The organism is Treponema succinifaciens DSM 2489 (assembly GCF_000195275.1).
Taxonomy (GTDB): domain Bacteria; phylum Spirochaetota; class Spirochaetia; order Treponematales; family Treponemataceae; genus Treponema_D; species Treponema_D succinifaciens.
Map to the genome: position 1 here is coordinate 1,583,767 of NC_015385.1, position 23,695 is coordinate 1,607,461.

At 40.5% G+C, this 23,695-nt stretch carries 16 protein-coding genes; 7 read left to right on the forward strand and 9 right to left on the reverse strand.

Features of this window, described 5'->3' with window-relative positions; genetic code table 11:
- Positions 1-41: 41 nt before the first annotated feature.
- The 3 genes from TRESU_RS07530 to TRESU_RS07540 are packed head-to-tail and all read left to right on the forward strand — an operon-like array spanning position 42 to position 5,998.
- The gene (locus TRESU_RS07530) at positions 42-2,759 is read left to right on the forward strand and encodes a YidC/Oxa1 family membrane protein insertase (RefSeq protein WP_013701656.1); all 2,718 of its coding nucleotides are present in this window, start codon (positions 42-44) and stop codon (positions 2,757-2,759) included.
- A complete protein-coding gene (locus tag TRESU_RS07535; protein WP_013701657.1) occupies positions 2,756-3,994 on the forward strand; it encodes a CDP-glycerol glycerophosphotransferase family protein in 1,239 nt (412 codons plus the stop codon). The genes TRESU_RS07530 and TRESU_RS07535 overlap by 4 nt, the downstream gene beginning before the upstream one ends.
- Positions 3,995-4,027: 33 nt before the next feature.
- The gene (locus TRESU_RS07540) at positions 4,028-5,998 is read left to right on the forward strand and encodes an aminotransferase class I/II-fold pyridoxal phosphate-dependent enzyme (protein WP_013701658.1); all 1,971 of its coding nucleotides are present in this window, start codon (positions 4,028-4,030) and stop codon (positions 5,996-5,998) included.
- A 58-nt stretch (positions 5,999-6,056) separates the two neighbouring features.
- On the opposite strand, the gene TRESU_RS07545 is transcribed toward TRESU_RS07540, so the two are convergent.
- The 3 genes from TRESU_RS07545 to TRESU_RS07555 are packed head-to-tail and all read right to left on the reverse strand — an operon-like array spanning position 6,057 to position 8,898.
- Positions 6,057-7,412 (reverse strand): CotH kinase family protein, encoded by a 1,356-nt coding sequence (locus tag TRESU_RS07545; RefSeq protein ID WP_013701659.1) that lies wholly within the window; start codon positions 7,410-7,412, stop codon positions 6,057-6,059.
- A 48-nt stretch (positions 7,413-7,460) separates the two neighbouring features.
- Positions 7,461-8,135, reverse strand: a complete 675-nt coding sequence (locus tag TRESU_RS07550; protein ID WP_013701660.1) for a DUF4956 domain-containing protein — start codon at positions 8,133-8,135, stop codon at positions 7,461-7,463.
- A 49-nt stretch (positions 8,136-8,184) separates the two neighbouring features.
- A complete protein-coding gene (locus tag TRESU_RS07555) occupies positions 8,185-8,898 on the reverse strand; it encodes a polyphosphate polymerase domain-containing protein (protein ID WP_013701661.1) in 714 nt (237 codons plus the stop codon).
- A gap of 211 nt (positions 8,899-9,109) precedes the next feature.
- Here TRESU_RS07555 and TRESU_RS07560 point away from each other — a divergent pair, with 211 nt between their 5' ends.
- The 3 genes from TRESU_RS07560 to TRESU_RS07570 all read left to right on the forward strand — a co-directional run bounded on the left by TRESU_RS07560 (position 9,110) and on the right by TRESU_RS07570 (position 12,135).
- The gene (locus tag TRESU_RS07560) at positions 9,110-10,279 is read left to right on the forward strand and encodes a CotH kinase family protein (protein ID WP_169309750.1); all 1,170 of its coding nucleotides are present in this window, start codon (positions 9,110-9,112) and stop codon (positions 10,277-10,279) included.
- A gap of 96 nt (positions 10,280-10,375) precedes the next feature.
- The gene (locus TRESU_RS07565; protein ID WP_013701663.1) at positions 10,376-11,077 is read left to right on the forward strand and encodes an iron-sulfur cluster assembly scaffold protein; all 702 of its coding nucleotides are present in this window, start codon (positions 10,376-10,378) and stop codon (positions 11,075-11,077) included.
- Between the two features lie 11 nt (positions 11,078-11,088).
- Positions 11,089-12,135 carry a GGGtGRT protein gene (locus TRESU_RS07570; RefSeq protein ID WP_013701664.1) on the forward strand — a complete coding sequence of 349 codons (1,047 nt, stop codon included), beginning with the start codon at positions 11,089-11,091 and terminating at the stop codon, positions 12,133-12,135.
- 312 nt (positions 12,136-12,447) lie between these two features.
- On the opposite strand, the gene TRESU_RS07575 is transcribed toward TRESU_RS07570, so the two are convergent.
- The 6 genes from TRESU_RS07575 to TRESU_RS07600 all read right to left on the reverse strand — a co-directional run bounded on the left by TRESU_RS07575 (position 12,448) and on the right by TRESU_RS07600 (position 21,777).
- A complete protein-coding gene (locus TRESU_RS07575) occupies positions 12,448-12,681 on the reverse strand; it encodes a transposase (RefSeq protein WP_041612024.1) in 234 nt (77 codons plus the stop codon).
- 631 nt (positions 12,682-13,312) lie between these two features.
- Positions 13,313-15,898, reverse strand: coding sequence for an ATP-dependent chaperone ClpB (gene clpB, locus TRESU_RS07580; RefSeq protein ID WP_013701665.1), 2,586 nt, complete (start codon positions 15,896-15,898; stop codon positions 13,313-13,315).
- Positions 15,899-15,959: 61 nt separating this feature from the next.
- Entirely contained in the window at positions 15,960-17,141 is a 1,182-nt protein-coding gene (locus tag TRESU_RS14265) for a hypothetical protein (protein WP_013701666.1), read from the reverse strand.
- A gap of 117 nt (positions 17,142-17,258) precedes the next feature.
- Entirely contained in the window at positions 17,259-17,480 is a 222-nt protein-coding gene (locus TRESU_RS07590; protein ID WP_013701667.1) for a hypothetical protein, read from the reverse strand.
- Between the two features lie 41 nt (positions 17,481-17,521).
- Positions 17,522-20,506 carry an insulinase family protein gene (locus TRESU_RS07595; RefSeq protein ID WP_013701668.1) on the reverse strand — a complete coding sequence of 995 codons (2,985 nt, stop codon included), beginning with the start codon at positions 20,504-20,506 and terminating at the stop codon, positions 17,522-17,524.
- Positions 20,503-21,777 (reverse strand): flagellar motor switch protein FliG, encoded by a 1,275-nt coding sequence (locus tag TRESU_RS07600; RefSeq protein WP_013701669.1) that lies wholly within the window; start codon positions 21,775-21,777, stop codon positions 20,503-20,505. The genes TRESU_RS07595 and TRESU_RS07600 overlap by 4 nt, the downstream gene beginning before the upstream one ends.
- Before the next feature lie 152 nt (positions 21,778-21,929).
- On the opposite strand from TRESU_RS07600, the gene TRESU_RS07605 reads away from it, so the two are divergent.
- Positions 21,930-23,417, forward strand: a complete 1,488-nt coding sequence (locus TRESU_RS07605; RefSeq protein WP_013701670.1) for a Do family serine endopeptidase — start codon at positions 21,930-21,932, stop codon at positions 23,415-23,417.
- The last annotated feature ends 278 nt before the right edge of the window (positions 23,418-23,695 follow it).

Below are 23,695 nucleotides of genomic sequence, written 5' to 3' on the forward strand. Positions count from 1 at the left end.
AATTGATACATTTAGTTTTATATGGTAAAATAAAAAAGACTATGGGCGTATTTTTTTTCACAATTGTAATTTATCCATTGACCCAGATTATAGAACTGGCATTTACATTTAGCAACAAACTTCTGAAAAACACAGGGTTTTCGCTAGTGGGTGTAAGCCTTGCGGTAAGCCTTCTTACACTTCCGCTTTATGCAGTCGCAGAACACTGGCAGGAAATAGAACGCAATATTCAGGCAAAAATGAAGCCTCAAGTTGACAGAATCAAAAAAGTATTCAAGGGCGATGAGCAGTACATGATTCTTTCAACATACTATAGACAGAATCACTATCACCCGATTATGTCGCTTCGTTCCGCGTTCGGAATTCTTATACAAATTCCATTTTTTACAGCGGCATACACTTGTCTGTCCCATATGCCTGCGCTTCAAAACCATCATCTCTTTTTTATTGCTGACCTAGGAAAACCAGACGCTCTTTTTTCCATAGGCTCATTTTCTGTAAATATTCTTCCAATTCTAATGACAGTAATAAACTGCATTTCTGGAGCAATATACACAAAGGGTCTGCCCTTAAAAGACAAGTTTCAAGTTTATCTTCTTGCTCTTTTATTTGTTGTGCTTTTATACAACAGTCCGTCTGGACTAGTTATATACTGGACAATGAACAACATTTTTTCACTTGTAAAAAATATATTCTACAAGCTTAAGAACCCTATAAAGTCTTTCTACATTGTCTGCGCAATAGGTTCTGCTGTGGCAATAATTTTTACACTGCTTACAAAAAGATTCAATCTTGAGCAAAAAGGATTTTTTATTTTCCTGTGCGCACTTATTTTATGTTCACCTGTTATTGTAAAGGCTTTAAATTTTGCCGTTGACAAGCTTTTTATTTCATTAAGAGACAACAAAAAACAAAGAACCGTTTTGTTTTTAGTAACTTCCGCAAGCATAACAGCCCTAATAGGTCTTGTAATTCCTACACTTTTAATCGCATCTTCGCCTATAGAATTTTCAGGGATAGACAACTACCCGAACCCAATGTTCTTTATAAGAAACACATTCTGGCAAAGTTTAGGATTATGTCTTTTATGGCCTTCGCTGATTTTCTTCTTATTCAAAGAGCGAATCCAAACACTTCTTTCCGTGGGATTCTTATTTCTATTTTCAGCGGCAATTGTAAACGCATTTTTGTTTCAGGAAAAGTATGGCTACCTTTCAAGAATGCTGCTTTTTACAGAAGTTCCAAGCGTGCAGTCATCAGCAGCCCGTATACTTACAAACTTGTCAGTTCTTGCCGCTATAGTACTTGCCTGCATTGCAGTTATAAAATTAAGGCTTGAAAAGCCAGTCTGTATAATAGGAACTTTTTCACTTGTTTCCCTGATGCTACTTTCTTTTATTCAGATTGGAAAAGTAAAAGCCGGATACAAGGAATATCTTAGAGTTTCAGCGGAAGGCGGAATTTCTGGAAAGGTAAAGCCGATTTTTCATCTTTCTAAAACTGGAAAAAATGTAATTCTAATTTTTCTTGACAGGGCGCAGAATAATTTCGTAGAGCCAATGCTTGAAGAGTCTCCAAAGCTAAAGGAACAGTTTTCCGGCTTCACTCTTTACAAAAACACAGTTTCGTTTAACTCGCATACATTGATTGGCGCGCCACCAGTGCACGGCGGTTATGAATATACTCCTGCCGAAATAAACAAAAGAGCAGACAAGCCTCTAGTTGAAAAGCACAATGAAGCAATCTTAATGCTTCCGCGTATTTTTACAGAGCAAGGAGACAACTTTTCTGCGGCCTCAAGCGATGCTTCCTGGGCAAACTACAGCTGGATTCCTGATATTTCTATTTTCAAGCCTTACCCAAAGATTGAATCATTCGTAACAGAAAATGCGTATCTTGCGCAATGGTACAAAGATCATCAGGGAGTCGGAAACTTCACAATAACAAGCGACACACTTAAAAGAAATATGCTTTGGTACAGTTTCTTTAGAACTTCTCCATTAATTCTGCGCCATGTTATTTATGAAAGCGGAAGCTACTGGTCAACAAACACGCAGAATGAAGACTTGAACAAATATCTTGGAAACTATGCTGCAATGGATTACCTGAAAGATCTTACAGACTTTTCTTCAAAGACAGAAAATTATTTTTTAAGTTTCACAAACAATGCCTGCCATACTTCGTTTGCGTTACAAGCTCCAGACTATGTTCCTTCCGCAAAAATCACAGACAGGGGAAATTCGGAATATGCAGGCGACAACTCTTACTCCTCAATGGCAGGCGTAATGCACAGGCTCGGAGAATGGCTTGAATACTTAAAGCAAAATGGAGTCTATGAAAACTCAAGGATTTTGATAGTTTCTGACCACAGCTGCTCATCAAAAGAAAAGCCATATAAATGGGACGAAAAATTCAGCAGGATTTCACCGGGAAAATATCATCCTATATTTATGTTCAAGGATTTCAATGAGTCTGGAGAATTAAAAACAAACAACGACTTTATGACAAACGCAGATTCTCCGACAATTCTTTTGTCGGGAATTATTGAAAACGCAGTGAATCCTTTTACAGGAAATCCTGTAAATTCCAAGCTAAAGGAAGACGGCGCTCTTGTAACAATAAGCAATTTATATATGCCGCACCATTTTTCAAGCAAAAATATTTTCACTGTAAAGCCTGATGATTGGTACAGAGTCAGCGATAACATATTTGAATCAAAAAACTGGAAGCAGGAAACAATGGAGGAATCTAAAAAATGACAAGCAGTTTATTGTACATAGATCCTGGCACAGGAAGCATGTTGTTTTCCATTCTAATAGGAGCAACAGCAACTTTATACTTTCTGGCAAGGGCAGCAGTATTAAAACTAAAGTTTCTTTTCACAGGAAAAAAAGGTACAGCAGATGTTTCTGCGCATAAATATGTAATATACAATGAAGACAAAAGATACTGGAACGTTTTTAAGCCAGTTCTCGACTCATTTGAAAAACATCATACAGAAGTAACTTATTTTACATCCTACAAAAATGATGAAGTCTTTTCATCTGATTATAAATTTGTAAAAGCCGAATACATCGGCGAAGGAAACACTGCATTTGCAAAGCTAAATCTTCTTTCTGCGGATATTGTTCTTATGACAACTCCGGGACTTGATGTTTACCAGATGAAACGCAGCAAAAATGTAAAGCATTATGCCCATTTGGAACATTCAACTGGAGACGCCACAATGTACCGTCTTTTTGGAATTGATTACTTTGATTCTGTTCTTGCTACAGGAATGTACAAAGAAAAAGACGTTCGCTGGCTTGAAGAGCATAGAGGCATAAAGCACAAGGAAATTGTAAGTGTGGGCTGCACATATCTTGATGTCTACAAAGAAAAGATGGAAAAAATTCCAGTCGAAGAAAACCATAAATTTACAGTTCTTCTTTCGCCTTCCTGGGGGCCAAGCGCGATTTTAAGCCGCTACGGAGAAAAGCTCCTGGATCCGCTTTTGCAGACTGGCTGGAATGTAATAATCCGTCCTCATCCTCAGTCAAAAATTTCTGAAAAGGAAATGCTTGAAAAACTAACAGAAAAATACAAAGACAATAAAAATCTGATTTGGGATTATAACAGCGAGAATATTTACTCAATGAAAAAAGCCGATATTATGATTTCAGACTTTTCAGGAATCATTTATGACTACACTTTTCTTTGCGACAAGCCAGTTATGTATGTAAATTCCGATATGGATTTAGGACCTTACGATGCCTATGATGTTCCGGGAAAAACTCCGTGGCAGGTAAATGCAGTCCACAGCTTTGGAATCGAGCTTAAGGAAGATCAGTTCAAAAACATAGCCCAAGTAATTCAAAATGCAAGCGACTCCGAGGAACTGAAAAAACTCCGTGCAGATGCTAAAGCAAAAGCTTGGGAGCATCAGGGAAATGCAGGCGAAGAAGTCTACAATTTTATGATAAAAAAAGATAAAGAACTTGAAGAAAAGATTTAAACTTCATTTTCATAGACATATCAGGAGAAAAAGATGACAGAAAAAGAATTTGACTTGCTTTATGCAGCACATAAAGGAAAAGAATTAGCACAGTTTTCAAAAGACACACTTTTTATGTGTGAGAAAAACGGGTGGCTTAAATCTGGAAAACTAACAGAGTCTGGATATGAAGCACTATCCCCTTACAAAGTTGACAATGCAATTATAATGGCAGCTGGAAGAAGCCGACGCTGTATGCCTCTTTCAAACTATCTTCCAAAAGGACTTTTTGAAATCAAAGGCGATACAATGGTTGAACGCCAGATAAAACAGCTGCATGACGCTGGAATAAAGCAGATTATTATTGTTGTCGGCTATCTGAAAGAAAAATACTATGAAATGGCAAAAAAGTACAAGGATCTCATTGTCATAGACAACACTGAATGGGAAGAGAAAAACAACATTTCATCTATTTATGCGGCAAAAGATTACTTGAAAAATTCTTATATCTGCTGCAGCGACAACTGGTTTGCGCACAACGTTTACTGCGACTATGTTTATGATTCATACTATGCCTGCAAATACACAGATGAATTCCTTGATGAGTATTGTGTAAAATCCACTGACAAAGAAGGCTACATGACTTCCGTAAAAAAAGGCGGGGAAAAATGCTGGTACACAATCGGTGAAGCTTTCTTTAACAAAGAGTTTTCTGCAAAATTTGTTGACTATATGGTAAAGGAATATTACGACCCGGAAGTAAAATATATGCTTTGGGACGATTTCCAAATCCGTCACATTGACGACCTTAAGCTAAAGGTAAAAGGCTACAGCGATGATGAATGCAAAGAGTTCGACACAACAGAAGATATTCTTCAATTCTATCCGAATTTTAAAGATTTTATAGAGCAGTTTTTTGCAGAAGAAGAACTTGTGAATTCCTCTACAAGACTTAACTATCTATCAAACTATGCTGACACAAAAACATATTCAGTTGTCGCTACAGAACAACTTACAGGCCGTCTTCATGTAAATGAAAATCTTTTCAAGCCAAGCCCAAAAGTAATGGAAGTTCTTCACAATGCAACTTATGAAGATGTTTATCTTTACGATCTTACACGCGAAGATGAGCTTGCCGTTGAAATCAGCAAGCGCGAGGAAATTTCAACTGACCACATTTTGATTCATTCTGGCTCTTCTGATGTTATAAAAACTGTAATGTCGCTTGTGCTTAATAAAGGCGATACAGTTCTTATTTCTGCGCCATCTTGGAATTACTACAAATCCATTGTTGAGCTAAAAATGGCGAAGGCTGAATACTACGATGTTGTGCCTGGAAAAAATTCTTATGAATTCGATGTTTCAGGACTGATGTCAAAAGCCCGCGCTGTTTCTCCACGAATCATCATTATTACAACTCCGCACAATCCGACTGGAGCGGTAATTTCAGCTTCTGACCTTGAAACTATAATAAAGGAAAACCCTTCTTCGCTTGTTATTGTTGATGAAGCCTATCTTGGTTTTTCTGACCAGAAGTTTGATGTAAGACATCTTCTGGCGGCTTATTCAAATGTCGTATTCAGCAGAACTTTCAGCAAATTGTATGGACTTGCAGGAATCCGTGTTGGCTACGGACTTTGCGCTCCAATGGCGAAACAGGTTTTCAGGCTTGATGTGAATCCATTCAGGGTAAACAACATAAGCCGCAAAATGGCGGTAGCAGCCTTAAGAGACGAAAAATATTATAAAGGGCTTCTAAAAGACATTACAGAAAGCCGCAATTTCTTTATAAACGAAATGAACAGCATTCCTGGTGTAAAAGCTTTTGATTCCGCCGCGAACTTTGTATTTATACATTTCTCCGAAAACACAGATGTTCAGGCATTGAAAGACTATCTTGCCCAGAACGGCTATCTTGTAAGACTTTGGACAGAAGGAAGCAGACTCGCAATGAGAGTAACTTTGGACAGAAAGGAAACAATGGAAAAAGTTGTCGCTCTTATGAAAGAGTTTTTAGAAAAATAATTTTGAGTAAGAAGTTTAATTTTCAATAGACTGCCGTGTTTAATGGCAGTCTATTTTTTTATTCCATAAAAATCCTGTCAAGCCATTCAAATCTTTTTTCGCACCAGTCAACGAGAAAGTCAACTTCACTCTTGTAGTTTTTTCTTGAACGGTAGCCCGGCGCACGTGGCCAGTTCGCGCTTCCAATTATGTGCCAGACAGAATCGTTGAGCTTTGCAGAATCATCCAAAGTCCTGCCCTGGTTGCGAATCCATTCAATAGATTTCTTTAACGGCTCTCTTGTTTCCGCCCATCGTTTTTTTACAAGGGTAACAAATTCATCATCACCAAACATTCTGTTGTACCAGCCGCTTTGGTTGATTAAAAATCCTTCATAGTCTTTTGCCGCAGATGAATTCTTCACTGGATCAAAAAAGTTGAACATCTGAATCCAAGCATTGTTGCTTAAGAGTGAACCATAGCTTCCTGGAGTAGTCGAACTTTTTGAAGTGTTCCCAAATCCGATGTCGTGATCCCATGCAGGTCCCATGTAAAGCTTCTCCGTCGAATAGTCATAGTTCATAAAGACAGAGTTGTAGAAATTCGCATCGTAGTTTTTGGAGAATTCTGCAAGCAAATACCAGTCAACAAACGAGTCCATGTCAAAATATCTCTTGTAGCCGGCCGCGCCATTCCATTCATCAGAATAAAGAAGTTTTTCAATCGACTCTACTTTTTCCGCCCATTTCTTGTAGTTTTCTAAAGTTGACTTTGGCGAGCGGATATTAAAGCGTAGCCTTGAATCCGTAGAAAAACTGTACGGTCGTCCATCGTGGCTGTCGATTTCAGCAAGGAAGCCTTCGCCTGCAAACTCAATGCGATTTTCCGCAACCTCAACCTTTTCTGTTATTCCATAAAGCCCACGGTATTTTCCGTTTATAAAAAGCGTTACATAGCGAGACTCAGGATTCCACCTCATTCTGTTCCAAACATTGTGTGTAAGATATTCGGCGTAGTAATTTCGGAGCATTGAGCGGTCACAGGCGTTTGCCATCAAAATCCATTTACGCGCGCCTTTCATTCCAAGAAGACTTGCGGGACTTTCAAGTTTTAAAAGGTAAGGCTTTTTCTGTGTAAAAGTTGTTTTCCAAGTGGAATTTCCGTGTCCACGGATTTTGCAACCGCCTGAAATCTTTTCATACTCAGAGGAATTTCCAAGCGTGAATGAAGCTTTTACATATTTTTCCTTGCTTTTTATTTCCTTAAGTTTGTCCGTAGAAATTTCAAGAATCGGAAGACCTAGCTTTTTGCATTTAGCAACTGTAATTTTTCTGTCAGAAGAAATAAGAAATGCAAAAAGAACTCCAAATGCAAGCAAGAAGAGCGAAAGACCAAAAACATACGAATATCTTCTTATTCCGTGAATAATTTTCATTTCCCGCTCTTCCTTGTCAAAATGCGCAATAAAAACACAAAAGTGAATTTAGTATGTAACTTCGCCGTCGTGCGCAAGGATTGTCGAAGAGGCGACATTTTCCGTGTTCGCAACTTTCTGCAAGAGCGCGGAATCGTCTTTCGAGCGGATTTCAACAACGAGATTCACTTTTCCGTTTGAAAGCGCGCGGCTTTTCACTGTGTAATACTTACAGAATTCTTTTACAATCGCCATGATTTTCTCTTCAAGCTCGTATCCGCTTCCGCTCACCATAAGGATTTTCGGAGCTTTCGCCACAGGAATCCGGTCAAACACAAAAAGAGCGACAGTCAGGATAAACGCCAGAACACAAGAAATCTGGGCAAGACCAGCTCCGCAGATAATTCCGGTTGAAATCGCCCAGAAAAGGAAAACCAAGTCCATCGGATCTTTAATCGCAGTTCTGAAACGCACAATAGAAAGCGCGCCGACCATACCAAGCGAAATCACAACGCTCGACTGAATCGTAAGAATAACGCCCGCCGTAATCATAACCAAAGCCGGAAGCGCAATGTTGAACGACTTTGAGTAAAAAGTCCTTCTTGTCAAAAGCCTGTAAGCAAAGAAAATGTAAAGCGCGAAAAATCCCGCAATCAAAAACACGACGATAATGTTCTCAGGCGTCGCGTCGTATCTCGTGAATCCCTGAATAAACGACTTCTTGAAAATATCTTTAAATCCCATAAAAAACCTCGATTTTTGATTTCTATTAAATCAAATGTAATTTTGAATCTTAAGCACGGAATCCACAGCGGAGTCCCTGAATATCGAACTTCCTGCACAGATAGTATTTTGAAAACGAATTCCATTGCAATGCGCTTGTCTGCAGAGTTTCGTTTATAAAATCCGGCAAAAGCTCGTCGTACTTAACCTCAATCATATTTGTTCCGAACGGAAATATTGATCGGAAAGCCGCATCCTCATTGAAAAAGTCCTCAATGTTGCTTGAAGATCTCAGATTCCTGTCAAAAGTGATTCTCACGTTTCCGTCTTCATAAGTGAAAGGAACACGCTCGTAGGCAACAATCTCAACCGGCCGGAGCGCGCGGAACTGCATCTGGCAAATCAGCTTTTTCAAAAGATAAGGCATTTCGCTTGTAAAATCAGGAATTTTTCCTGCAATTATCTCCTCAAGAACTTCCAGCGGAACGTGACAAGAAGTCTTTAGGCACATCCCTCTTTTCTTTCTTTTTAACTCAAGGGAAATTCTTTCTTTCGAACAGTTGTAGATTCTGATTCTGAATTTCTCGCGCGGGTCAGTGCCGTTCTCGTTTTCAAGATAGCACGTGTTGAAGATGTCGTCGAAATAGATGCTTCTGATTGCGTACTCGCCTTTCTCGCCGGTATTCCTGTCGCGCAAAAGAATCGCATCCATACGCCGCTCAATCGCAGAAAGCGTGATTTCAGGAGAAAGATATTTGAACTCGTGGCGATATTTTCCTTTCATAAAACTCCTTGTAAAACCTTTAGTTACCGAATAAACGGTAACTAAATCTGATATTACAACTATTATACTTCATTGTCAAGAGTACGGGGGGGGGTAAAAACCGCAAAAAAGTTGAAGAAAAATGCAAATAATGCTATAAAAAAGTATGCAATTAAAAACAAACTCTTTTTTGCACTTGGCAATTCTAGCAATTCTTTCTTTATTTTTGATTATGATGTTTTCAAATTCATCAAAAAATCAGATCTCGCCTGAAAAATGCGAAGAAATAGGACTTTCTGTCATGCACATTGACACAATGGCAGGCAAAAAAATAAATTCAAAAATAAACTATGTAACGGCAATGTACGAAGCCGAAGAGTTTTCAGGTTCATGCAAAATCCGCGGACACGGAAACACAACATGGCAGACAAGGGAACTTTACAAAAGACCGTACCTTCTAAAACTAAACAAGTCCGCTCCGCTTTTTGGAATGAAACAGTCAAAAAAATGGATTTTAATGGCGAATACTGCGGACAAAACTTCGCTCAGAAACGAATACGCTTATTTTCTTGCAAGAAATGTCTGGAACAGAATGAAATGGACTCCAGATGCAAGATTCGCCGCGGTTTTTATAAACGGAAAATTCAACGGACTTTATCAAGTTACAGAAAAAGTTGAACACGAAAAACTTTCGCTCCCGGAAGGCTCATTTCTCGCCACCGTAAATTCAAGGCTAAACAAGGAATGGAATTTCCACACACAACGTGGAACAAAAATCAGCATACGAATGGAACAAAAATCCGAGGCAGAATACAAGAAAATGGAGCAGATAATTCAAAATGCCGAAGATGTGATTTTTTCACCTGATTTCAAATCCACGGAAAAAGGCTGGCAAAGTGTAATTGACGAAGATTCATTTGTTGACTGGTACCTTATAAACGAATTTACCAAAAACCACGATGCAAAATTTCAAGCTTCCTGCTATTTTTATTATGACTCACAGGCAAAGAAAATTTTCATGGGACCGCTCTGGGACATGGATATTTCATGCGGAAACATAAACTACGACGGCTGTCAAGACCCAGAAGGATTTTGGGTAAACAAAGACCAATGGTACAAACGGCTTTTTGAAGATGAATATTTTGCAGAAAAAGTCGCAGAACGATGGAATGAAACAAAACAAAAGCTTATTTCCTCTTTCGACTGGCTTGAAAACGAGTCAAAAAATGTAAAGCCGTTTGTAATGCTAAATGATTCAGTATGGCACAATCTTGGAAGACGGCAATGGCCTCATGCTCCCGGATGGAAAAACCGCAAAACTTACGAAAGTGAGGTTTACTATATGACTGACTTCCTAAAAAAACGCGCGCAATGGATGAGCAATGAATATTCCGGCAATTGAATTTCCGTTTTCAAAGTGATATAATTTCCGCCAAGATTCCGGCAGGCTTACATTTTTAGCCGGATTCATATTTTTACATATCTCGAGGTAAACGGTATGAAGTACACTGCAGAAGTGGAGCACATGTGCCCGTTGGCAAAAGGTGCTTATCACGGACCTGCTCCCATCCCTGAGGAAGGCGCATGGGTTCAGGCAAAAACTCAGGAAGATATTTCCGGTTTCACACACGGAATCGGCTGGTGCGCACCGCAGCAGGGCGCCTGCAAGCTGACTCTCAATGTCAAGAACGGAGTCATCGAGGAAGCTCTTGTCGAGACAATAGGATGCTCAGGAATGACACACTCGGCAGCTATGGCTTCTGAAATTCTCATCGGAAAGACAATCATCGAAGCCCTCAACACAGACCTTGTATGCGATGCGATCAATACAGCTATGCGCGAGCTTTTCCTTCAGATTGTGTACGGACGCACACAGTCCGCATATTCAAAGGACGGACTCAAAGTCGGAGCATCTCTTGAGGATCTCGGAAAGAACCTCCGCTCACAGGTCGGAACAATGTTCGCGACACGCAAGACAGGTCCTCGCTACCTTGAGATGACAGAAGGCTACGTTGAAAGCTGCGCGGTTGACAAGGACAACCAGATTATCGGCTACAACTGCATCAACTTCGGAAAACTCATGGACGCTCTCAAGGCAGGAACAGATCCGAAAGAGGCGATTGAAAAGGCACGCACACACTACGGACGCGTTACAGAAGATCAGGGCATGGTCAAGCTCATCGACCCTAGAAAGGAATAAGGAGGAATACAATGGCAACATTATTTGAAGATTTTGAAGGTCGCATTCCTCAGGTAAACAAGGCTCTCAAGGAATACGGATTCGCGGAAGGAGAGGCCGGACTTCAGGCTGCACGCGATCTGTGCAAGTCAAAGGGCTTTGATCCTTATGAAATCTGCCAGTCAACACAGCAGATCTGTTTTGAAGATGCAAAGTGGGCTTATGTTCTCGGCTCTGCAATCGCCCTCAAGAAGGGTGAGAAAGCTGGAAGCATGACAGGAAGCGAGGCCGCAGCTGCAATCGGTGAAGGACTTCAGGCATTCTGTCTTCCGGGCTCAGTAGCTGATGACCGCAAAGTTGGTCTCGGACACGGAAACCTGGGTGCACGTCTTCTTTCCGAGGAGACACAGTGCTTCGCATTCCTCGCAGGACACGAGTCTTTCGCCGCAGCTGAAGGCGCAATCAAGATCGCGGCAAACGCGAACAAAGTCCGCAAGAACAAGCTCCGCGTAATCCTGAACGGTCTTGGAAAGGACGCTGCTCAGATTATCAGCCGCATCAACGGCTTCACTTATGTCCAGACAAAATTCGACTACTTCAACGGAAACGGAACCGACAAGGCTCTTACAGTCGTAAAGGAAGTTCCTTACGGAAGCAATCCTGACCGACTCATCGTAAAATGCTACGGCGCTGACGATGTTCGCGAGGGCGTCGCAATCATGTGGCACGAGAATGTCGATGTCTCAATCACAGGAAACTCCACAAACCCGACAAGATTCCAGCACCCTGTCGCAGGAACTTACAAGAAGGAACGCCTGCTTGCCGGAAAGAACTACTTCTCTGTAGCTTCAGGCGGCGGAACAGGACGCACACTGCATCCTGACAACATGGCCGCAGGTCCTGCTTCCTACGGATTCACAGACACATTGGGCCGTATGCACTCAGACGCTCAGTTCGCAGGATCCTCATCTGTTCCGGCACACGTCGAGATGATGGGATTCATGGGAATGGGCAACAACCCGATGGTCGGCTGCACAGTTGCCTGCGCAGTTGCTGTAGCTGAGACTTTCAAGAAATAGTCTGAATAACTTCTGCAAATACGACGACTGAAGGCAGCCGTGCGAGTTTTTATGTTTTTTGCACAGCAAAAATGCGAGCATTGCGAGCAAATAAAAACTCGAGTTTCATCCGGAGGAAACGACGGATGAATACTTGTACTGTTGCCTGCGCAGTTGCTGTAGCTGAGGCTTTCAAGAAATAAATTGAAAGCAATTTCAGCATTTGAGATGTTTTTATAAATCTCAAACACATAAGGGGTTGTCTTTTTAGTTGTCAAAACTTTTTAAAAGACAGCCCTTTTTTTTTGCAGTTTTTATCATCTTGTTTTTTCTTTAGGCATTCATTAATCGAACCAGCTGCTTGAAATCATATCCAATCATCAGCAATCCCCATTCAGTCCCGGCTTTTGCTTTCCCGCGGAGATGGAAGTTTCTGAATCCCGGATTGCCTTTTGTCTGGTTGAAGACGGTCTCGCACTCCGTTGAGCGTTTTTTCATGAGTGTCTTATATTCTTCACTTGCGAGAAGTTCCTTTACTTTTTCTTTCTGCTCAAGCCAGGCGCCCATTTCTCTAGAACAGCCGGTCGTATTCTGACTTAGTACACAGCTCACGGAACGGGCAGCCATCTTAGTTGTCGCACTGGTAGCCCTCATAGGTCTACGGATACCCCCGGGCTATTTTTCTTCGTCACTGTCTTTTTGTAGGGAACCGGATTTCCGCATGGACATGTGTATTTCTTCTGTTCGGCGTCATACATCCAGTTCTCAAAGCTGAATGAGTTCTTCTTGAGGCTTCTCTTTATCTCTTTCTCATAGCTTGTATATTTGGAGCGTACCGACAATATTTTTCCTGTTCAGGAGCTTCACTGTCGATATGAATATTTCTTCTGTCGGATCTTTCAGCTTCTCGCTTCAGAATGTGCTGATTGTCATGAAGTCCGGTTTCCGGAAGGCTGTGAGCCGCTGCCCGCCCCGGTTATATGTTTTGTATGTGATTTTATCGCTTACGCCTCTGCTCATATTTAAATTTTAGCAGATTTGAATTTGCTTGTAAATTTAAAATAATCAGGGCTGTCCATTTCTTTTTGGACAGCCCCTTCTCTAAATAATTACAATATATATACAGTTAGATTTTCGGGTCAAGCCCGAAAATGACATTTTTGAGACATCCCCAGCTTTTTCATAGCATCACTACACTTTACTTAAACTCAAGCTCACGTCCGTTGCTCGAAACATTTATCGTGCAGCCTTCGGCGAACTTTCCTTCAAGCAGTTCTTTTGAGAGCGGATTTTCTACCCAAGTCTGAACGGCACGCTTTACAGGACGGGCGCCAAACGCAGGGTCGTAGCCTTTTTCCGCAATGAAGTCCACGGCAGAATCATCAAACTTGATTGCAATTCTTCTGTCTTCAAGGCGTTTTGCAACACGCTCAAGCTGAATCTTTACAATTCCACCAATGCAACTCTTGTCAAGACGACCGAACATTACGATTTCATCGATTCGGTTCAAGAATTCCGGGCGGAAATGAGTTTTAAGCAAACCGTCAATCTGTGTTCTTGAATCTTTCATCTTTTCGTCTGTGTCAGCGTCAAGAATCAGCTCGCTTCCCAAGTTGCTCGTCATTATGATAATTGTATTCTTAAAGTCCACAACTCTGCCCTGTCCGTCTGTCAATCTTCCGTCATCGAGAACCTGAAGAAGAACATTGAAAACATCAGGATGAGCTTTTTCAACTTCATCAAACAAAACTACACTGTAAGGACGGCGGCGAACTGCCTCTGTAAGCTGACCGCCTTCATCGTAGCCAACGTATCCCGGAGGCGCACCAATCAAACGGCTCACGCTGAATTTTTCCATATACTCGGACATATCTATTCGAGTAAGCGACTTTTCATCGTTGAACAAGAAGTCTGCAAGCGTTTTTGCAAGCTCGGTTTTACCAACGCCAGTCGGTCCAATGAACAGGAAACTTCCAAGAGGACGGTTCGGATCACTCAAACCAGAACGGTTACGGCGGATTGCATCGCTTACAACCTGCACAGCTTCATTCTGACCTATAACACGCTTGTGAAGAACTTCCTCAAGCTGCAAGTATTTTTGCTTTTCGCTTGAAAGCATTTTTGCAACAGGAATTCCTGTCCAGTTGCTTACGACTCGCGCAATGTCTTCTTCCGTAACTTCCTGACGTAAAAGGGATTCGCGTTCCGGATTCGCCTCAACTTCCTTATCGTGGGCAACGGCCTCAGCAAGCTGTTTTTCAAGAGCAGGAATTGTGCTGTACTTTAATTCCGCGGCTTTTTCAAGGTTGCCTTCGCGACTGTATTTTTCTTCGTTAAAGCGTGCCTCTTCAAGCTCTTCCTTTACTTTGCGGCTCTTGTCGATGCTGTTCTTTTCGTTCTGCCACTGAAGTTTCATGGCATCGCGTTTTGAACTCAACTCGGAAAGCTCTTTTTCAAGTTTTTCAAGACGCTCTTTTGAAGCGTTGTCGTCTTCCTTGCTCAAAGACTGCTTTTCAATCTGAAGCTGCAAAAGTTTTCTCTCAATCTGGTCAAGTTCCGTAGGCTGGCTTTCAATTTCCATCTTTAAGCGGCTTGCGGCTTCATCAACCAAGTCAATCGCCTTGTCCGGCAAAAAACGGTTTGTAATGTAGCGGTTTGAAAGAACTGCCGCACTGACCAAAGCCTCATCGTTAATTCTAACTCCGTGATGAATTTCATACTTGTCGCGAAGTCCACGCAAAATGGCGATTGTATCCTCAACGGTCGGCTCGGCGCAGTAAACCTGCTGGAATCTTCGTTCAAGGGCGGCATCTTTTTCAATGTACTTGCGGTACTCGTCAAGAGTTGTGGCACCAATAACATGGATTTCGCCACGGCTCAAAGCCGGCTTCAACAAATTCGAAGCGTCCATAGAACCTTCGCTTGCACCAGCACCAACAATCGTGTGAAGCTCATCGATGAACAGAATTATCTGACCTTCAGATTTTGTAACTTCAGTGATTACGGCTTTTAGCCTCTCTTCAAATTCACCTCGGAATTTCGCTCCGGCAACAAGGCTTCCCATATCAAGCGAAAGAAGGCGTTTGTTTTTAAGGCTTTCCGGAACATCACCGCTTGCAATTCTGCGTGCAAGACCTTCTACAATCGCGGTTTTACCAACACCAGGTTCACCTATCAGAACAGGATTGTTCTTTGTTCGGCGACACAAAACCTGCATTACACGCCGGATTTCCTCATCACGGCCGATAACTGGGTCAATTTTGTCCTGACGCGCACGTGCTGTTAAATCCGTGCAGTACTTTTCAAGAGAACGCATTTTGCTTTCAGGATCTTGGGAATCAATGCTCTGATTTCCGCGCACGGACTTCAAGGCTTCAAGAACTGTATTCCTGTCGCATCCTGATTTTCTCAAAAGCTCACCAACATTGTCATCAGCCTGAATCATCGCAAGAAAAACGTGTTCAGTAGAAAGAAACTGGTCTTTTAAAGAAGCCATTTCCTTTTCTGCCTTGGCAAGAACTTTCTGCGCGCTAGAAGACAAAGACATTTGAGTCTGGCCTTTTACTACAGGATATTTGTCCAATAAGTTTTCAAGATTTTTTTGCAAAGAAGAAGGCTGAAGTCCAATCCGTTCAACTAACGGCGGAATCATTCCGTCTTTTTGGTTAAGCATGGCATACAAAAGATGCTCATTGCCTATTTCGCTATGGTCTCTTTGCTGGGCCAAGCTGCTTGCGCTTTGCAGCGCATCTTGCATTTTTAATGTCATCTGTTCGTAGTTCATAAATTTCCTCTAAAAAGGAATATACAAATTTCCGAACTAAAAATCAAATTTTTTTTAAAGATTATTTTTCAGCTGTTTCAAGGTTGCCGTATTCGCAGATGCACTTGAGGATTTCGGCCTGCTCCAAAAGCTCAAGGTTTTTCTTCATTTTTTTGTACAACTTGAATTTTCCAGTTCCAGAGCCGCTTGCAAGAATACGCATAACTTTTCTTCCGCCGGCAGAACTTTCAAAATCGCGCAGAGACATATCCTTTGTGTTGCAGAAAATATCAATGTCAATTACATAACGCCTGTCATGGACACTAACAGACCAATGCAGTTTAAGACCTTCTTCTTCCGTCCCGTTCATTTCCTGGCAGTCAAAGCTTATCTGCTTTTTTTTCAGCTTGTTTGCATGAAATTCAATGTTTTTTCCTTCAATTGAAACAAGCACTGAAACTTTATTCTTGTATTCGCCCTGAACCGCAAAAACAGAAGCGTCCAAAAGCCGCCCGGAAATTTCGCTTGTAAAATTTGAAGAGCTTAAATGGAAATATGGAGAAGAAAAATCCCTGCCCCAGTTTTTATCATAATATCCAAAGGAATTCCGCGGATTCACATTGTATTCTTCGTTGTTGAAAATGATTGTGCCGGAAAAATCAGTCTTGCCACCAAGAACAGCCCAGTTTATGTCTTTTGCTCTGTAGTCTGAAGAAAACGAAATTCTCCGTGAAAACTTTAAATTCCAAGACATAGTGCCGGAACTTCCCATATATTCCGGGTGAGCGCGCAAGTCTTCGTCTGTAACTTTTATTGCACCGGAAGTGTAATCGTGCGACAAAATGCAGGCCGGCAATTCTTCCTGTTTGGCTGAAATTATATATTCGCTTTTTTTTGCTGAAAGGATTTCAGGCGGAAAATAAGAATTCATCTGGTTTGCGCTTGCAGAAAGAACTCCGGCTTTTATCATAAAAAATGAAGGCGAAACATAAGTTTGAGAAGTGAAATTTTTTGCAGTTTCAGAACCTGGCAAAACATACTGAAAATCTTCCGTAGACTTATTAAAGCGGTTTTTAAATCCAAGCACACATTCTTTGGGAGACAAGGCAGGATTCACAGCATAGAATTCAATGAAGAAAGTCTTTTCTTCGCCGGAAACCGAACTTACAGCATTTGTAACAAGCCGCCAGCGATCAAAACCATTTTTCTTAAGGGAACCTTTTAGTTGTAGTTTTTCATTACGGCAAATTTTTTTTGCAGCCATATATCTTCCCACCAAAAACAAGACACAGCCAGCTCTAAAAAAAGCACGGCATTTTTGGGCAAACCTAAATAATTTTACAAAGATTGCCTTAGGTTTATTTTCGGCAGGAAGCGATGTTTATTTAAATATTTTCTTTAGAGAATCTTTGAATTCAGAATTGTCTAGCGGAAAGTGCTGCTCCAAAAATTCAAAGCAGTTTTGAGCGCCGCGCTGAACGTGCTCATACCAAATTGAATAAAGCTCCGGCTCTATTTTTTCGCTAGGGAAAGGTGCGCCCTGAACATCAGAAACAAGCTGTCTCATCAACTTTGTTAATTCTTCTACGTTTTTGTTGGTCATTTTTTTCCTTCATTTTTGCAAAAGCATATAATGTCTTATTATTATAGTGAAATCTTTATTATTTTTCCACTTATTTTTTTAATTTTATCAGAAATCATGTCTTTTCCGCAGATTGCGACTTTTTTTCCGCAGAACACAGCGTTTTTGTAACAGCAGACTGACTTTTCAATATCACTTTTTTTTAGGCTCAGCAGATTTTTTATTCTGATTTTATCAAGGGAAAGGGAAATTCCATAAAGACATCGCATAAGCCCAGTTCCGCCTCTCATTGCCGGCGTGTACGGCTCGATTTCATCTGAATAAACTCCGGCAATCGCTTTTTTTATATCATCAAAAGAAAATTCATCTTTTTCAAGAAGCGGAAGCTTTTCTTCAAAATATCCAAGCGAATCAAAAGGCTTTGGATCGCGATATGTGGCAAAGCAAGTTGTGCCGCTTGAGCTTTGAACAGAAAGGAAAACACCGTAAGCTCCTCCGCTAGTTCTAATCTGCTTCCATAAGTCGGAAGTTTCAAGCAGATGTGAAAAAACTGTGTCCGCCATGATTTCTTTTTCTTTTTCACCAGAACTTTTTACAGCGGCAGAAGCAAAGCCTATGTTCCCCGGCACAACAAAAACTTCATCCACGCAAGGATTTTTTTCGCAGTAAATTTTTCCTGCAATCTCTGTCTGCTTAAAAAATTCCTTGTCAGAAACTTTCTTCTTCGGCTTTGGAAATTCAAGGCAAAGATTTTTTACAAGAAAAGCAAATCCTTTTTTGGCCGCAGCAATTCCTGAGATTCCGGCTGTTACATGAAAAAGGGAGCCGCTTGAGATTATTTTTTTATAAATCGATTCAAGCTTTTCAGAAATTTCAGAAAGCTTCATTTTTTTTATTTCATTTATCGCAAAGACAGAAGTAAGTCCGTCCTTAATTTCTTGAACAGCGCACGAACGGTTTAAAAGCCTGCAAGATCTAAGCATTGCAAAATAATGTCCGCCGGGAACAACAGACGCATTTAAACTGGAGCACAAGCCGTTTACAATTGTCTTGAGTCTTGGCTTGTCTAAAAAATCAATTGAAGAAATAATTTCACTTGCAAAGTCAAAGGCTTGCGCGGATTTTTCTTCTATAAATTTAAAATGAATCACAAGCCACTCGCGGCCAATTATAAGAGGATTTTCTTCAGCAAGTTTTTTGGAATATTCTGGAACTTTTGCGCTTCGTATATAAGCTCCAAAATCACCCATAATTCTGTCAGAATACGAGATTGTTTCTTCCCAAGACCTTTTTTTTGTTCCAAGTCCTGAAATGCAGCTGGAAAGCAAAGGAAGAAATTTGTAGTCCGCAGGATCAAGCCGGTCAACAGGAAAAGAAACAGAAGCATAGACAATTCCATTGCAGGCTTCCTGATTTACGTAGAAAGGAATTTTTTCACACAAAGTTTTGCGTGTTTCAATTTTTTCAGCAGGATTTTCAAGTTCTTCAATATTAACAGCAGGAATCAAATTTTCATTTTCTGAGCCAGCTTGAAATGCGTGAAGTTTTTCAAGTGAAAGAAAAACGTTCCTTTTCCCGATTTTTTTATAAAGGCAAGATGCAAGTTTTTTTTCTTTTTCGGCTCTGTCAAGGCTCCATTTTTCTGACGGTGAAACTGTTACTAAAGTTTTATTTTTATTTTCAACAAAGAACTTTCTTATAAGATTTTTTAGATATTCCGGCTCATCTTTTATTTTTTTCTTTATCTGTTCAAATGATTCAATAAAAGCAAGCGCATCTTTCGGATTTGCTCCATAAGTCCAGGAACGCAAAACACGCTTAAGAAGAACAAGCGAATACGGTCCATGAGATGGAGACCTTTTCACTTCCCTTATTGAAAAATCAAAGCTCATAAAACTGCGCTCAATGTCTTCTTCTTTTATTCCATTTTTAACAATAGACTTCATAGCGTCACCAATGCAATCCTGAAATTCCTGCGCCTGCTCAGGCTTAAGCCCGTTCACGCCGATTGCTATGGAAAAAAATCTTGAGCTTATGCTGCATCCAGTTTGCGGCGCAATATCACAGCCTTTAAATTTGTTCAGCAAAAGTTTTATCACTGGTGCAGAATCGTTTCCCAAAAGAAGCTCGGACAAAAAGCTTATTTCCATTGGCAGTGAAAAAAGATTTTCATTTTCCGCGGAATCTCCGATTTTCCAAACTAAAGCCGTTGTATTTTTTGAATTCTCTGCAGGACCAAAAGCGTCAATCCGCTTCTTCATTTTTACACAAGAATTTTCAGAAGCAAATGAATATTTTTCGCCGGGAGATTTTATGCTTTTTATTACATTTTCATCAAGAAAATCAAGCTGATCTTCTGTCGGAATGTTTCCATATAAAAAAACAAGGCAGTTTGCCGCGCAGTAATATTTTTTATGAAACTCTCTAAACCGCTCGTAAGACAAAGTTGGAATTTCCAAAGGGTCTCCGCCGGAATCTTTTTCGTATCCAGTGCCAAGAACAGAAGCATTTAAAACCGCGTCAGTCGCAACAGAATTAAAAGACGAATAGTTCCCCTTCATCTCGTTAAAGACAACTCCCTGAATTACAGAATTTCCGTTTTGGTCGGTTTCGATTCTCCAGCCTTCCTGCAAAAAAGTTTCAACATTTAAAATCGGAAAAAAAACAGCATCCGCATAGACAGACATCAAATTAAAATAATCAGTCTTTATAAGAGAGCTTGCCGGAAAAACAGTTCTGTCTTTTGCAGTGTAGGCGTTAAGGTAAGTGTTTATACTTTGGTTTCTAAGCTGAAGAAACGGATCTTTTATCGGGAATTTTTTTGAGCCACACAAAACACTGTGCTCAATAATATGCGCAACTCCAGTGCTGTCTTTGCAAGGAGTTCTAAAGGCGAATGCAAAAAGATTTTCTTCATCGTTGTTCAGAATGTGAAAAACTTCCAAGCCGGATTTTTTATGCCGCAAGAAAATTCCTTCTGAATCGTAATATGGAATTTTAAATACATCCAGAACTTCAAAGCCTTTGTAAACATCATCTTTTTTCATACATAAACCTCGCCTTCATCTCTTCCTGAAACACGCAAATCTCCGTTTTCCCAAGCGCGCCTAAGAACGGAATAAAACGATGAAGTCATTTTTTCACTGTCGGATTTTGTCAAATGATGAATCATGCTTTCTTCATCAAGAATAACGCGTCTTCTGTTCTTGGAAACATTCGAAAGAATTTTTTCTCTAAACGCATCATTTTTTCCATAAATCAAAACTGCAATGTCGCGGTCTTCCATGTCATGCAGATAATTCTGAATAAACCTGTCGTCCGAGCCGATAACATCTTCTTCTGTAAAAAGCCGTTTGCGCAAGTCCTCGCCAAGTTCCGGGTCCTGCTCGCTCAATGTATTGATAATTGAATTTTCCACGGAAGGATTCATTCGTTTTAAAATCTGGGCAAGAACTCCGCGTCCATCCATGTTCTGTGAATTTTCCGTGTTCTGGGTAAGAAGCTTTTCGTGCAGGCTCCTGTCAATTTCCGCAAGGACCTCAGGAGCAACCGGCTTCATTTTTGCAAGACGCAGGACAATCTTTTTTTTATCATCAACGTCCATTAAGTTTATGACTTTTGCGGCTTTTTTAGGCTCAATCTGCGAAAGAACAAGCGACTTTACAGCATCAGATTCTCCGTCAATCAAAACTTTTATCCGTTCAGCATTCGCATCCGAAAGATAATCAAAAGGTTTTCCGTCCGGATACTTTACAGATTTTTTGAGCATATCCTCTGCTTTTTCAGAACCGTAAGCCTTGGTCAAAATATTCCGCGCAGTTTCAAGTCCGCCTTCTTCCCTCGCCTTTTCAACAAGAGATTCAAATTCCTCAAGGATCGAAGCTGACTCTTCCGGCGTGATTTTTTGAATTGAAGCGATTTCTGGAATTATTTTTTCTGTCTGCTCTTCTGTCAAATGCGGAAGAATTTTTGCAGCCTCGTCAATTCCGACTATCACAAGAAATTTTGCAACTCTTCTATATATACTGTCTTTTTCTGTTGAAGAAGCTGGAATCTTTACAAGCCCACCGCTCGTAAGATTTTTTGCCGCGTTTTTCACATCGTCTGAAGTCGCTGATTTTTTCTTTTCAAACCAAGTTCCAGTTTTTGCCGCAATTTTTGCCTGCTCGATGTTTTGCCTTTCCGCATTCTCTTTGTTCTGCTTTTCAATTCGGTCTATCGCTGAATTTACATTTTCAAAAACCGGCTTATGGACAAGTTTTTTATTCTGACCGGCTCCAGCTGAATAAGCGTTAAGCCTGTAATCTTCTAAATTCATAGAAACATTTTAATTTATGATATGATTTTTTTCAATTTGAATGTAATATTTTTTTCTGAAAACTATGTAACTCTTTGCAAAATTTGTTTATTATTTTAGTAAAGAAATTTTTAGCATAGAAAACTTCAAAAATCAGGAGGTTTTAGTTTAATATGAAAAACTTAGTAAAAAAAATTGCGTATATAGCCGGAGCCGCAGTAATGGCAGCCGGAATATTTTCGCTTTCATGCAAAGTAAACAAAGGCTCTGCAAACGTCGCTTTTGCAGAAACTCCAGCCGCGCAAATTCCGCAGGACTCATTGGCAGTCACTCAGGCTTTACAGGACTCGTTCCGCTCAATAACTTCCCAAGTGCTTCCAGCCGTTGTAGAAGTTGATGTAAAGGAAACAACAAAAGTAAAAACATTTTCTCCATTTAAAGACCTTCCATTTTTCTTTGGAATTCCACGCGATGAAGAAGAAGGAGACGGAACAAAAGAACTTGAGCAGTCTGCGCTTGGTTCCGGCGTAATTGTAAGAAGAACAGGCAACACAGTCTATGTTCTTACAAACAACCACGTTGTAGGAAACGCGACTTCAATAAAAATCAAACTTAACGATGAGCGTGAATTTGAAGGAAAACTCGTCGGAAAAGATGAGCGCATGGACATTGCTCTTGTTTCATTTGAAAGCAGCGACAAGTCAATTGCAATTGCAAAGCTCGGAGACAGCAACACAATTCATCAGGGAGACATCGTTCTTGCACTTGGAAGTCCTCTTGGATATTTTGCTTCTGTAACACAGGGAATTGTAAGCGCGACAGGCAGAAGTGGAGGACAAATCGGCTCAATCAGCGACTTTATCCAGACTGACGCGGCAATCAACCAGGGAAACTCAGGAGGTCCTCTTGTAAATATTCAGGGAGAAGTAATCGGGATAAACACTTGGATTGCTTCAAATTCCGGTGGCTCTCAGGGGCTTGGATTTTCAATTCCAATAAACAACATCAAGGAATCAATAAACCAGTTCATTGACAAAGGAAAAATAACTTACGGATGGGTTGGAATCAGTCTCGTTGAAATTACAGATGAGTACAAAGAGCAGCTCGGAATAGACAAAAAACAGCAGGGTGCGCTTGCAAGTCAGGTATTCCTCGACGGCCCTGCGTATAAAGGCGGAATTCTTCCGGGCGACTTTATAATCGGACTGAACGGACATGACATAAAATCCGTAGACCAGCTTATCCGCGAAATAGGAGGCATTCCGGCAGGAAAAACAACAACTGTAAAAGTTCTGCGCGGAAAAACAACAAAGGAAATTTTTGTAAAAATTGACGAGCGCAACGAAGAAGTTACTGCAAACGACACAAAGCTCTGGCCAGGATTTGTAGCATCTCCGCTTACTCCAGATTTACGAAAGCGGCTTAACATTGAAAAAGAAAAAGTTGAAGGCGTTGTAGTTGCAAGAGTATTTGAAAAATCTCCTGCCGCAGCATTGAGACTTCAGGAAGGCGACATTATCTGCGCTGTAAACGACAAGAAAGTTTCAAATCTTGAAGAATTCTATGCGGCTTTGGACACCAATTCAAAGAAAGAAATATGGTACGATGTATACAGCAATGGACACGTTGTAACAACAGCAAGATACAAAATCGGAAAGTAAAGAAAAAAATTCTTCTTGCTTAAAAATGCATAAAAATGCCACGCCACTTGACGCGGCATTTTTTGTTTGTATAAAAAACAATTTTCTGAAAAAATTATCTTTTTTTTTTAGAAATAAATGTAACCAAAACAAGTGATTTATGTTGTTATTATTGAAAGACAAGAGACCTCCTTTCTTCATAAGAACTCCTTTTTCAAGCTCCAGCGGGTGCTGGGGCTTGTTTTTTTACAGAGCGTTGCAAGATTAAATTACCTTTACACAACTTTTCTTCACAAATA